The organism is Catenovulum agarivorans YM01, from assembly GCF_000281085.1.
GTDB classification, from domain to species: Bacteria; Pseudomonadota; Gammaproteobacteria; order Enterobacterales; family Alteromonadaceae; genus Catenovulum; species Catenovulum agarivorans.
Window position 1 is genome coordinate 31,321 of record NZ_JH767525.1, and the last position, 12,628, is coordinate 43,948.

At 38.6% G+C, this 12,628-nt stretch carries 11 protein-coding genes; 1 reads left to right on the plus strand and 10 read right to left on the minus strand.

All coding sequences use genetic code 11. From position 1 onward, the window contains the following. Position 1 precedes the first annotated feature (1 nt). Genes WSC_RS0107600 through WSC_RS0107615 form a run of 4 tightly spaced genes read right to left on the minus strand, consistent with a single transcriptional unit; the run spans position 2 to position 3,301 of the window. Positions 2-1,408: an undecaprenyl-phosphate glucose phosphotransferase gene (locus WSC_RS0107600; protein WP_016955321.1), complete on the minus strand. Its 1,407-nt coding sequence runs from the start codon at positions 1,406-1,408 to the stop codon at positions 2-4. Positions 1,409-1,450: 42 nt separating this feature from the next. Further along, complete coding sequence (locus WSC_RS0107605) at positions 1,451-2,416, minus strand: phosphoenolpyruvate carboxykinase (ATP) (RefSeq protein ID WP_016955322.1); 966 nt, start codon at positions 2,414-2,416, stop codon at positions 1,451-1,453. 29 nt (positions 2,417-2,445) lie between these two features. Beyond that, the gene (locus tag WSC_RS24840; RefSeq protein ID WP_016955323.1) at positions 2,446-2,610 is read right to left on the minus strand and encodes a lasso RiPP family leader peptide-containing protein; all 165 of its coding nucleotides are present in this window, start codon (positions 2,608-2,610) and stop codon (positions 2,446-2,448) included. Between the two features lie 4 nt (positions 2,611-2,614). Then, the gene (locus tag WSC_RS0107615) at positions 2,615-3,301 is read right to left on the minus strand and encodes a PEP-CTERM sorting domain-containing protein (RefSeq protein ID WP_157447224.1); all 687 of its coding nucleotides are present in this window, start codon (positions 3,299-3,301) and stop codon (positions 2,615-2,617) included. A 368-nt stretch (positions 3,302-3,669) separates the two neighbouring features. Here WSC_RS0107615 and WSC_RS0107625 point away from each other — a divergent pair, with 368 nt between their 5' ends. Beyond that, entirely contained in the window at positions 3,670-5,484 is a 1,815-nt protein-coding gene (locus WSC_RS0107625; protein WP_016955326.1) for an asparagine synthase-related protein, read from the plus strand. Here WSC_RS0107625 and WSC_RS25580 read toward each other — a convergent pair. From WSC_RS25580 to WSC_RS0107655, 6 genes are all read right to left on the minus strand, one after another. Continuing rightward, positions 5,449-5,904 carry a lasso peptide biosynthesis B2 protein gene (locus WSC_RS25580; protein ID WP_016955327.1) on the minus strand — a complete coding sequence of 152 codons (456 nt, stop codon included), beginning with the start codon at positions 5,902-5,904 and terminating at the stop codon, positions 5,449-5,451. The genes WSC_RS0107625 and WSC_RS25580 overlap by 36 nt on opposite strands. After that, positions 5,905-6,177, minus strand: coding sequence for a PqqD family protein (locus WSC_RS0107635; protein WP_016955328.1), 273 nt, complete (start codon positions 6,175-6,177; stop codon positions 5,905-5,907). It lies immediately after the preceding gene. Between the two features lie 12 nt (positions 6,178-6,189). Continuing rightward, entirely contained in the window at positions 6,190-7,875 is a 1,686-nt protein-coding gene (locus WSC_RS0107640) for an ABC transporter ATP-binding protein (RefSeq protein ID WP_082196138.1), read from the minus strand. 72 nt (positions 7,876-7,947) lie between these two features. Further along, positions 7,948-8,409: a hypothetical protein gene (locus tag WSC_RS0107645; protein ID WP_016955330.1), complete on the minus strand. Its 462-nt coding sequence runs from the start codon at positions 8,407-8,409 to the stop codon at positions 7,948-7,950. 79 nt (positions 8,410-8,488) lie between these two features. Continuing rightward, the gene (locus WSC_RS24025; protein WP_169315470.1) at positions 8,489-10,327 is read right to left on the minus strand and encodes a diguanylate cyclase; all 1,839 of its coding nucleotides are present in this window, start codon (positions 10,325-10,327) and stop codon (positions 8,489-8,491) included. A 127-nt stretch (positions 10,328-10,454) separates the two neighbouring features. Further along, positions 10,455-12,620, minus strand: coding sequence for a multiheme c-type cytochrome (locus WSC_RS0107655; protein ID WP_016955332.1), 2,166 nt, complete (start codon positions 12,618-12,620; stop codon positions 10,455-10,457). Positions 12,621-12,628 lie beyond the last annotated feature (8 nt).

Here is a 12,628-nt window from a genome sequence, read left to right on the forward strand (position 1 = left end):
ATCAATAGGCATTCTTGTCATTAAATGATTTAAAAATAGTGAATAAAACAATTTTAAAATCCATCCACAGCGACCACTTACGTATATATTCAATGTCGTATTGAATACGCATCTCCATTTTATCTAGTGTATCCGTTTCACCGCGCCAACCGTTAATTTGTGCCCAGCCGGTAATACCAGGTTTTACTTTGTGGCGCAGCATGTAGTAGTCAACTTCTTTGCGGTAAGTTTCGTTGTGTGCAACAGCATGAGGTCTAGGTCCAACAACCGACATTCGGCCTTGCAGCACATTAAAAAACTGCGGTAATTCATCTAGTGAAGTTCGGCGCAAAAAGGCGCCAACTTTGGTGATACGCTTGTCACCCTTAGTTGCTTGTGTCACAACATCAGTGTTTTCAGTTACTGTCATACTGCGAAATTTATAAACTTTGATCTTGCGCCCGTCCAAGCCGTATCTGTCTTGCATAAAAATAATTGGGCCTTTAGAAGAGCACTTAACCGCTATAGCAATTAATATAAGTGGCATAGATATTAGAGTTAAAATAGTCAATGATAAAACTATGTCTTCTAGGCGCTTAATTAACGCATAAGAGCCTTTCATCGGATTATTATAAATACTAATGGTTTGTACATTGCCAACGTGCGACATAGTGGCATTCATAAAAGAATACATAAATAAATTTGGCACCAATTCAACATTGGCGGTTGTATCACCTAACAGATGTAACATTTGCGAAATTCGTTTTTCCGCAGTCAAAGGCAGCGCTATGTACACACAATCAAATTCATTTAGTTTCGCGCGCTCAACACCTGAAACAACGTCTCCTTTTAACCAAGCGTGATAAGTTTTTTCAATGCGCTCCGGCCCTCTGTCATCAAACACAGCTTTAAGTCGATAACCAGTTTCAGGATGGTCTAATATTTGTTGCGCCAAAGTTTTACCAATATCTGTTAAGCCGATTATTGCAACCGTACGGGTGTTGTAACCCTTCTTGCGAATTTTTCGCAGAAATACCCCAAATGCTGCGCGCCAGCCGACCAAAAACACAATTGAAAACAAATACCACAGAGCAATAGACACTCGCGAGTATTCTTCACTTGTTTTGGAAAAGAACAAATAAATAAACACAAACAAAAACGAGAAGCTAATAGATAATATGGTATAAAAAACAATTTCGTTGAAATAACCGTTGCGCCATGAGCGGTATAAAGCAAACATTTCAGCAACAATCGAAAAGAGAATGATTTTTACCAAAGATAAAATAAGAATATCGTCGGTCAGACGTACATCATATAAATAGGTCGAGATTAACAAAGCCAACATTAAAAATGCTAAATCTATCAAGCGATAAAATGTCGCAAATTTATTGATATTGTTTTTAATCATTCCATCATTTTGCTGAACCATAGTCCACTCCCTACTCGTCTGAACGAATCAAAAATACGTCTACTACATACCTACTACATCTTCTCTAATATACTGACTAATATCGTCTAAATGTTGCAAACCACTCGCATAATTAATGCACTTAAACTTTACACTTTTAAGAAGCTCAGCTAATAAATTTAGCCTTTGTTGCTCTATACCTAAATTTTTATAAGCGCTAGCTAACATACTGTTTTGTAATAATAAAATAAGTGCCCTTGCCGAGCTAACAACTTCTATGTGACACAGTTTTTCAGCTAACTCTTGGTCATCGACACGATTCAGTAAATAAATAGTATTCAGTTGTCTACCGCTAGCTGCACACTGACCTGTTGCAAACTGAAATACGCGTTTTTCGAAACGCTCATGCACCTTATTAAAAGACTCAGGATCTGACTGCAAAACTGTTTTCACGCTATCCGGCCATAACCGCATATAAGGCCAGCTAGGATAAACTTCAAAATTGGCCGTATCTGCATTTTTATGCAATGCCACCATATCGTCTGTCAGCGCGACAAATCCTTGTTTAATCAAGGCCAGCGTCAGCGTTGTTTTTCCAGTTTTGCTTGGTGCAATAAGTGCAATTGTATTGTTTTGATAACACAAAGCATTTGCATGGATGCAAGGCACTGCATGCAACTCTAACCATAGAGCGATAGCTAAACTTTGGAAATAATGTGCTGAATCTGTCCCTGCTAGCTCCCAATCGACATTGATTGAGGAAGGCTGGATACAGAAAGTACCACGGCCTTCACAATTTACCTTAAGTAGGTAATTGAAATCCTTAGAGTCTGGCATAATACGCCTGACAATTTCTAAATCCGTTAGATACCTTTGTCCTTTGTCTGTTAATCGCCATACTGATTGCTGATTTGCTAAAAAGGGTTCAATCGCGCCAAAACTTACGTTTAAATCAAACCTGGTTTCAGTATCATCACAAAATGGCTTACATCCAACCCCGTGCAGGGGAGTACTATATATCGACTCCATGACCAAACGTAACTCCCATGGCTAAAGTATTAGCCTTGGAATGGATTACGCTTAGTATGTCCACCCTGTTCATCAGGAATACTGCCGGCAAAACCTTGCGTCAATTCTGCTAAAGAGCCTGGATTTTTAAGTTCTGGCTTTTTATACGGTTTCAATTCGTTTGCGTGCGTATTTGCTTGCGCTAATGTTTTCATGAGTTTACTCCTTACCTACAATCTTGCGTCTTCGAATAACCATTAAGCCTATTACTGCAGACACTAGCGTAACAAGTGAGCTTGGCTCTGGTACGTCAATCAACTTATCAGTATCAATTAGGAAGTTAAACGAAGTGCCTGGGGTGGTTAAATCCAATGTTAGGCTGCCGTATAATTCGTCAACCAGATTATCGCCATACGACAATGAGTAACCGAAAAATTCCGCACCGTCTTTATAAGCAATGAACTCTCGTCCTTGCCCACTACCGTTTGAGTCGTCACTTAAATCGGTTAAAAAGCTCGTATCAAAAAAGATATTGGTGTCATTAGAAAATATTTCTAATTTAGTGATACCTAGTTGGCTAGAGTCAACAAACGACCAAGCACCAAAGAAGCCACCTGCACCGTCAAAGTTCCCTCCAGTGTAGCCCTGTTGGGTTAAACTCCAGTTAGCACCTGAAACACCACCGACATAACCTTCGTGGTCAATTATGTCGTTACCACTAGTCCCTAATATAGTGGAAATAGTTTGCCACTCTAATGTTTCAGTTGTTAGATCATTAAACGTCGCCACAACTTCCAAACCGGCCATATCAGCACCAGTTAACGTGGTATCAAAAGACATTAATGCTGCGTTTGATGTCAAACTTGATGACATCAATAACATTCCCAAGGCCCATTTCTTAAACATATCGCTATCCCCTAGTTGATTGCTTAAATCCGTAACCGCTGTGAAGAATTCGTGCAAAAGTTAATCAGCAAATTTTGAGCCAGAAACCTTTAGTACAATAAAGTCAAACACTTAAGACATTACAAATTGTAAAAGTAACAACATGCAAGAAATCCATGTAAAAAAAGCTGACGAATGGCCAAAAGTCATTAAAAATCAACGGCCAAAATGGCGCAAAATGCACCAAATAGAGCAAATAAAACTTATTAGAAACACCTAAAAAACAAGTATTTAACAAATATAAAATATTAATGAAGCTATCCAGTCTAAAATTTGCTTGGAGTCATAATTACTGTAAAGTTAAATGACGCTCAACAGGGGTAAAACACATGGAAGAACTCTTTTTTGCTGTAATCAACCTAAATGACCAACAGAACAATAAAATAACGACCCAAGATGGTTCAATTTTACTTGATAGCGACAATCAAAAATTGGTTGCAAATAGTTATATAGCTGCACACGCGAAAATTTGTAACCCACCTGCAGTTGCCACCTTTATCACTGGAAGAATCGATAATATTGATGAACTCTCTGCAAAATATAACTTAGCTTATGAAGACATTAACCAATTTTTCCACCAGCTTTATCTAGCGCTAGGTTCAAACATATCTTCGCTAATTAAAGGTAATTTCATCTACTTTATCTTGGATGACAATAATAAAGAACTGCGAGTAGGTATTGACAGTTTTAACGCCAATCAGCTGTTTTACGTTATTGAGCGAGACACCATAAATATAAGTAGTAATTGCGCACGCCTCACCGCCCTAGCAGCTATAAATAAGCAACAGCTCAATATCGACTCGGTAGCACTTTGGCTTAGTGGCCAACCAGATCCTATGTGCTCAATGTTCGAGCAAATCGCAACAGTTCCGAACGGCCATGAAGTCTGTATTAGTTATAACCAGTCATCCACCATAACAAGCACAGATATCACTAAGTTATGGGATATTGATCCGGCTAAACAACTCAGCTTCAATAGTGACGAACAATACGCCGAACAATTTTATGAGCTATTAAACAAAAGTGTTGAGAGTCGACTCAATCAACATCAAGTTGTTGCCAGTCAATTGAGTGGAGGGTTAGATTCAACATCTATTAGTGCCATTGCCAATCAACTAAGCCAAAGGTATTCAAAGCAACACTACTGCGTGTCTCACACTTACAAAAATACAGCATCCTGCAATGAAATAGATAACATTCAAGCGATGTTAAAAAGATTAACAACTAATTCAAACATTTTTGTAGAGCTCGACAAATACCAATCTCTTACCTTTGCCCAGTTGTATCCCTGTTCTTTTAACAACCCAGGTATTGTCTTGTCACCTAAATACATAGAGGAAATTAAAGCATTAAAAGCTTTAGATTGCTCACTGTTATTAACCGGTAATGGTGGTGACGAAGTATGTTGGGGCCATAGTGCAACTTACAGAAGCCGATTATTCAAAGGCGACTTAAAAGTTGTCCGTGAAGTATTAAAGGCCTGCGATACTTTAAGTTATAGCAAAGCAGCCGCTTTAAAAAATGTCTTTATAAAACCCAGCCTATCCGACTTATTGCAATTAATTAGAGGACCTAAGCAAACGCACGCAAAATTGCCCCTGCCTAGTTGGCTGTCGGAGAGTGCGAAAAAACGAACACAGGACGCCCGAAAAGCCAACCCATTTAATTACCTCTGTCAGCCTGACAAATACTACCGCTACCAAAGCATCAAAACCACCTCAACCTATAATTCAATGCGCTCATACCAAAGCATTGCAAATCAGCATGGGATTGACGTACAACACCCATTTTTTGATCAAGATTTAATTGAATTTAGTTTTGCTATACCACAAAAAATGCTGATACGTGGTGCTTATCCGAAATGGCTCCTAAGACAATCTATGTCAGATTGGTTGCCGGAGCAGGTTTGCTGGAACCTTCACAAAACCACTTTTGATCAACACTTTGCCAATATCATTCGTTCGAATGCTGCTGAAATATATCGGCTATTATCACATCCAGGGTTGCAAGATTTAGGGCTCATATGTAATAAAACGATTTTGCGCGAATTTGATAAGGTACTTCACAGTGAAAAACCGGCACTAAATGTTGATATGCTCTACGCAATTTTAACTCAGCAATGGTTTCAAGCTCATATCGCCTAAGTCGAGTACCTGGTAGCTTTTAATGTTTTCCGCAGTATCATTCAGGCAAATTTCACCGCAGACTAGCCAAGCATGCGCAGCTAAGTTGCTATTTTCTAATCTGACACCTAATTTTAATTCGCTACTGACTCCCCTTTTCTCCAATAACAACTTCTGTGTCAAGCTACGCCGTAAACAATTCATTTTTTTATAATGGTTGCGCCCGACCTTTTCGGATAACTCTATAATTTGGCGAATAGCTTGCTCACTCAATGCATTCTGTAACTTGGCTCTATCGCAATCAAGCCAGCTACGCCAGCGGTTAAACGAAGTGTTACTCACTCTAAAATCAACAATTAGATAGGTGAGCCAAATTTCAAACAATAAGCCGAAGTTGTTTAATATGGTAAAAAGGTACGAGTTTAAACTGGTTAGCCGCATCTAAGCTGGTACTACTAAACCATGATGCAGCATTTCTTCAATGATCTCAGTACAATCAACTGTAAACTCTTGCTCTGAGACATCATAAGTTCGAATTGCTAATTGAATAATTTCGCCGAATGGTAAACCGGCATTAACCGCATCAATAATAAAAGTGCCAACATCATTTAACGTATAATATTGCCCAGACACAGAATCTAAGATCACCATTTCATCATCGACACTTTGAAACAATGCGCTAGTTGATAATGTGAATGCCTTGCTTTTATCCATAAATACCCTCGCTTAAGCTGAGTTGTCTACTTCCACCAGCAGTTTTTGCTCATGTATACGGTATATAACCTTAGCTAAATTATCAAACTCATTAGCATGCGTCACCATAATAACAGTGTACTGCTGAAAAATTTTTGCTAGTTTTTGCACATATAATTGCCTGCTGTGCTCATCTAACATAGAAGTGGGCTCATCTAATAATAATATTTTAGGTTTTAGTAACAAAGCACGTGCCAAGGCTATTTTCTGTTTTTGCCCACCAGATAATTTGGTGCCACCTTCACCAACACGTGTTTGATATTGCTCAGGTAATTGTTGGATAAAGTCATGCGCACCTGCCTCTATACTCGCTTGTATTACCTGCTCCATACTCGCCTGCGGTAAGCCATAACAAATATTTTCAAATATGCTTCCGTCACACAGACTTACATTCTGTGGAACATAGCCTATACAGCGCCTTAAACTAGGCAAACTAGCCACATTTATATTGGTGTCGCCAACATAGATATTTCCGTTAGTAGGTTGCAGAAACCTTAGCAACAAGTTTAACAAGGTGGATTTTCCTGTGCCATTGTTGCCTTTTATAATTATCGTCGTCTTGTATGGAACAGACAGATTTACTTGTGAATAGAGTTTTTGTTGCGGGGAAAAAGCAAAGGTAAGATTTTCTAAACGGATATCAAAATTGGCTATGTCACTGACATCAACTAACTCATCATTATCTTCATCTTGAGCATACTCCTTTTCAATCGCAAATATATTGTCGATACGCCTCATCGCAGCTAACGCCTGAATAGTTTGCCCATACATATTGGCTAATGCGCTAACAGGGCGAGAAAATAACAAACCATACATCAATAAAGTCACTAACTCAGGGATAGTGATTAATCCCTGTTTGTAGCCAATGGCACAAACCAATACAGTCACTAAAATACCTGCAGAGAATAAAAATTGAACCAAAGGAGATAATACGGCCTGAGTTTTGAGTTGTTTTTGCCTAAGCGACTGCAAGGCGTATGCATTGTTTCTGTATTTAGCGGACTCGTACTGCTCTCTAGCAAAAGCTTTAATTAGCTGAATGCTCGATATGTTTTCGGATGCAATCGCCATTGCGCTCGACTGACGTTCCAACACGTTTTCGCTTAAAGGTTTTAAATATCGCGCCAACAATTTAACTAACAGAAAAAACACTGGCACCATAGCGGCTATCAACAAGGTCACTGTTATATTTATCGATGCCATCAGTATTAAACAACCACCACCAATCAGCACAATTGGAATACTAGTGGTTATTACACCAGTTAGAAAATTTGCCACAATTGCCGCATCGTTACTCAGTAAAGAGAGTGTTGCGCCTTTTTTATTTTCAGCAAAATAACTGATGGGCAAGTGTTGAATATGATCGTATAAACGACAGCTTAAATCCGTTAGAACTTCAGCTCCAACAAAGTTACTCCGATAGGTTGAGATAAAACGAAATATAGCTTGAATAAAAAACAAAGCGATCCACAAAATCGCGATCTCAGAATATTGCAACCCAAAAAAATGCAGCCCGTCCAACATTGCTGCGGAAAACTTTCCAGCAAGAAGTGGCGTCAAAATGCCTGCTAAACTCTCTAATATAAGGAAAAGCACCACATAAGATAAATTCCTTTTATGGTACCTAAGGTATTTTAAAAAATTAAATATCAAAGGCATAGCAGTCCAATAACCTGAGTAATCCAACAAGCTTGGTGGTTAAAATATCACATACTTTAAAACACGAGTAAATTACTGACTCAACTGCGCAATTTTTGCTTGGTCGAGGTATTTCTCAAATGCCCCAATGGTCTGTGATACGTTTTGATTACTCATAAGCTCTTGCATCGCAACTTCACCAACTAATCTAAACGCACCTTCAATTGCCAACGAGCCACTTTCTTTAAGTGCAGCTTTAGCTTGTGCTGGGCAGTCACTGGTTAATAAACGCGTTATTAAACCACCAACGAATTGATTCGAACTATCGTGATCTTTATCAGTAATTTTCGAAAACGGCATAATTTCTGGGTGAGCTGACATAGCAAAAAATATCCATTTGGCTAAATCTTTACGCTCGCGCCCATTGAGAGAATCAACCAGACAAGTGCCTAACTGCTGAGTAGCTGTATATCCTTGGCTAGGTGCAGCCTGTACTACTGTCGCAGAAAATAAGATACCATTTACCAATAGCATACTTGTTATAAATTTTTTCATTTCCTTTAACCCTATTTTAATTTTGCATAAAGTCTAACACTAACCCTGTTTCTAACAAAAAACCTGCTAAAAACCAAGTTCAACTTTTACGCTTAGCATATTTTGCTTTGCGTTTACGTTTGTTGTCGTACAGCACTTCATCAGCGCGTTTTATCGCATAATCTATATCAACAAAATCGTCTCGCGCAAAGCTGTAATAACCAATGCTAATGCCAAAATGAAAGGCTAAATTTTGTTGCTGGTTTATCGCTTCCAATTTTTGTTGCAGCCGATTAATAATATTTTGTGCGGTAAATGCGTCTATGTCGGCGGCTATTACAAATTCATCACCGCCCATACGCGCAACTATATCTGCATCTCTAAATACATGTTTTAAACTGTCTGCGGCGAGTTTTATTGCACTGTCACCGGCTGCATGGCTTAAGGTGTCATTAATGGATTTTAAGTTGTCTAAGTCTGCGTAAAAAAAGGTAAATTGATTCGCGTCTGAGTGCTTAAACAGGTAATCAAAATTTTGGTAAAAGCCTCTGCGGTTATGCACTTGCGTCATATCATCTATAGTAGACATGCGCTGCAAAGATTTATTATGCGTGGCTAATTGGGCATTTTTTTGCTGCAGCACATCCAATAAATATTCATTTTTATGTGCCATTTTCTGCATTTTTTCGAGAATACGAATAGTGTTTAATGTAGTCGCAATATTTACACTAATTTCTTGTAAGTCTTGTAAACGCCCCTGCTCCATATCAAATACAACAAATCCAAAGTGGCTGCTGGCATAAAACAGATTACGTACAACCAAACAAGAAAATTCATCACTAGAAAATTGCTCACTTGGCAATAATTCTAATGTTGGAAACATACAGCGCGATTCAAACTCTTTTCTTTGCCCTTTGTGATAACAATAAATAAGTTCAGAGTACTGCGGTGGCTCGGTTGTTTCAGTTACTTCAAATGCATCATCTAAATAACAACTTATATAACAGCCTGATATGCCTCTAAACTGCAGTGCAGTAGTGAGTTTGGCGAAAAAATCTTGATAGCTCAAAGACTGAGTATTGTCGTATAAATTAAAGTCTTCAGTGAAGAGTTTTTGCGAAGAACTTTCGACTTTACTTTGATAATGACAGCCACAAGACTGGCGATAAATAAGTGGTGTATCGTGCAGAATTAGCTGAGGTTTGTTTGGATCGCCCTCTTTTAATAACCGCACAGCATCAGCCGACATTTTTTCATGCGGATGCTCCACTGTGGTCAGTTGCGGCGAAACTAGTTTTGCATTGGTTGAGTTATCAAAGCCAACAACAGCAATTTTACCAACTAATTCAGGTTTAAAATTATTGATGTAATCTAGTACCGCAATCGCTGATTCATCGTTTGGAAAAATAATCGCATCGGGTAAACAATCTTGAGCAAATATCTGTTTGGCAACATTGAGAGCTTCGGTTGAATTCCAACTGAGTTGATATATTTGTGCTTGTGCAAACAAGTTGTGTTTTTCTAATACTTGTTTAGATGCTTCAAAACGACGCGTCGCTTCATCAGAATTGAGTGGGCCACGCATTAGCGCAAATTTTTTGTAGCCATGAACACTAATTAAATGTTCGGCCAACTCAGCTGAACCATTTTCACTACGCAGGCGAATTGTGTGGCAAAGAGTGCGGTCGAAATAATAATTAACCACATTGTTGTCGAGCGGTGTTAAAAAGTGTTTTTGATACAAATCTGTTGGATATTCATCTGGCGCCGCTGCGGTTGTTACAATTAGCCCATCAACTGAGTTTTTTGAGACAAACCTATAAATAAAATTTTGCTGCTGATGACCATAACTCAACGAGGTTAAACACCTGCCTTCAAACGCAACCAACAAAGCCTTGTTGGCCAAACATTCTTGTTTTAAGGATTTGAAAATCCGCATGTTGTTGTTGCGGACTATCTCACTAATAATTAACCCTACGCGTTGCCGTTTCACCATCAAATAAACACAATTGAACTAACCTAAATTAAGATTAGTTCAATTTGTTTATATGGCTAGTCAGAGTGACTTATAAAGCGTTAATTCTCTGATACATCATGCGGTTGTTGAGCTTTTGTGCCATGTATAAAGCTAAATCTTTTAAATCTCGATTTGCCGCTAAATCATTTTTGTGCTGCCACAATTTTTGTAACGCTTGATTGGTTTGTCCCAAGTTATCCATCAATAAAGTGTAGGTATACAAATATTGGCTTGGATTAAATGAATTAGTATAAGCCTGCTCTGCATGTGTAAGCGCTTGTTGGTATTGTTTAATGCGAATTAAATGCAGTGCATAACTATAGTGGATATCGGCCGAATTAGGATTATGTGTTAAGCCTTGTTTAAGCACTTTTTCAACCATAGGGTCTTGCTGCATATTACGATAAATATCCGCTAAATTAACGTAAGCAGGAGCAAAATATGGCTCTATTTCTGTGGTGCGTTTAAACTGTTCAAGCGCTTTATTCACTTCACCTTGGCGATATAAATCATTGGCATAATTGAGCCTACCTTCAGCCCGCCAACTGTTTATTTGCATAAACTGATTGTATTCATCAAATGCTTGTTTAAAGGTTTTTCCGTCAACTTTTGCATCGATCAGAGCTTGTGCTGCTGCAACTCTTACCGCTTTTAATTTATCTTGCAACAAAGGTTGAATAAGTGGCGTGCGTTCAGTAGCTGGTACTAAACTAGCAACTTGAGCTGCGGCAATGCGAATTAACGGATCATCATTTTTAACAAAAGGAGTCAGTTGCTTGGCTGTTACTTGTGGAAAATAATAAGCCAACATACGAAGCAAAGTCGCACGCTTCATAACATCCAATTCTAAATTAGCAGCCAAGGTTAGGTGTTGGTCTAAACTGCTTGGTTGACCTGCATGAATTTGCATATATTGCACAAGTTCGGCTGGTGTTTTGGCATTGTGTCCGTACCATTTTTTTATCTGGTTCTCGGCCCATTTGTTAGTTTTATTTTGTCCATCAGCATCCTTTGCATGGCAACTCACACAAGCATTAGGTGTTGCAAATGCATCTGACAAATGTGGTCGCGGAATGCTAAAACTATGATCGCGCCTAGCATCTACACCCATATAAGTCGTGGTTGGCATATGGCAACTGACACACTCTGCCCCTTCGCTACCTATAGGGTGTTTATGATGCAGCTCCACATTGTAGGTATTCACTTCATGACATTGTAAACACAAACCATTGCTATCTGATTTTATTTTATAGGTATGCGGGTCGTGACAATCGATACAATTCACTCCAGCTTCAAACATTTTGCTTTGTTTGAAGGAGCCATGCACATAAACTTCTTCTTTAATTTGTCCATCAGCATAATACAAAGGTGGTACTAAAAATTCTGGCAAGAATTGGTCTAAAAACGGATTGTTAGCCGTAATTCCATCGGTTAGTGGACTACGAAGTGCATGGCACGCATAACAATCATCCATAAACTGATTGTCTCTTGGTTTGCCATTTAAACTATGCCACTGAGCAATTTTAGCTTCAGTTGCAAACTGCCATACACCATCAATTTTTTTAGTACTTTGGTAGTTATCATCAGCATGTTTAGCATCTACTGTATGGCAGGAAACACAACCAATATTTATATTGTCCCATGTACTCTCAAAGCCATCATTTACCGGATTGTAGTTACGTTTCAATCCATCTGAGTGACAGTCAGCGCACATACCATTCCAGTTTTGTAATGGCTGCAACCAATGCAATCTATCTTGCTCTTGAATATACTCTTGACTATGGATGTGATACCAACGCTGACCCCCCTCTTCTTTACTGCGGCTATCCCATGTAAATGGAAAAACCTGCTTTTTGCCGTCGGGCATGTCGACTAAATATTGCTGCAATGGATAATGGCCAAACACGTAATCTATTTGGTATTCAGTGATTTTTGCTGGCGTGGTCGATCGGTCGGTAATTTTTGCTTTGAATTTGTTGTTAGCTTTAAAAAATTCAACATTTTGTTGAAAATAGCTGAGTTTTGCATTGTTAAAATCGCCCAACACAGTTTTGTCGCTGACGATATCCATTGCTTTAGCATGATCGGACTTTAACCAGCTATCCGCGACATCTTTATGGCAACTGATACAGTTTTCAGATGCAAACGTTTTACCTAAAAATGCAAAAAAAATCAGGCTACAACAAAATATTTTATTTAAGGTTTTTAACCACATAACAACTA

Bases quoted from the DNA above. Each gene is read 5' to 3' on its own strand.
- WSC_RS0107600 (WP_016955321.1), bottom strand. From the start codon at position 1,408: ATGGTTCAGCAAAATGATGGAATGATTAAAAACAATATCAATAAATTT.
- WSC_RS0107605 (WP_016955322.1), bottom strand. From the start codon at position 2,416: ATGGAGTCGATATATAGTACTCCCCTGCACGGGGTTGGATGTAAGCCA.
- WSC_RS25580 (WP_016955327.1), bottom strand. From the start codon at position 5,904: ATGCGGCTAACCAGTTTAAACTCGTACCTTTTTACCATATTAAACAAC.
- WSC_RS0107645 (WP_016955330.1), bottom strand. From the start codon at position 8,409: ATGAAAAAATTTATAACAAGTATGCTATTGGTAAATGGTATCTTATTT.
- WSC_RS0107640 (WP_082196138.1), bottom strand. From the start codon at position 7,875: ATGCCTTTGATATTTAATTTTTTAAAATACCTTAGGTACCATAAAAGG.
- WSC_RS0107625 (WP_016955326.1), top strand. From the start codon at position 3,670: ATGGAAGAACTCTTTTTTGCTGTAATCAACCTAAATGACCAACAGAAC.
- WSC_RS0107615 (WP_157447224.1), bottom strand. From the start codon at position 3,301: ATGTTTAAGAAATGGGCCTTGGGAATGTTATTGATGTCATCAAGTTTG.
- WSC_RS0107655 (WP_016955332.1), bottom strand. From the start codon at position 12,620: ATGTGGTTAAAAACCTTAAATAAAATATTTTGTTGTAGCCTGATTTTT.
- WSC_RS24840 (WP_016955323.1), bottom strand. From the start codon at position 2,610: ATGAAAACATTAGCGCAAGCAAATACGCACGCAAACGAATTGAAACCG.
- WSC_RS0107635 (WP_016955328.1), bottom strand. From the start codon at position 6,177: ATGGATAAAAGCAAGGCATTCACATTATCAACTAGCGCATTGTTTCAA.
- WSC_RS24025 (WP_169315470.1), bottom strand. From the start codon at position 10,327: ATGCGGATTTTCAAATCCTTAAAACAAGAATGTTTGGCCAACAAGGCT.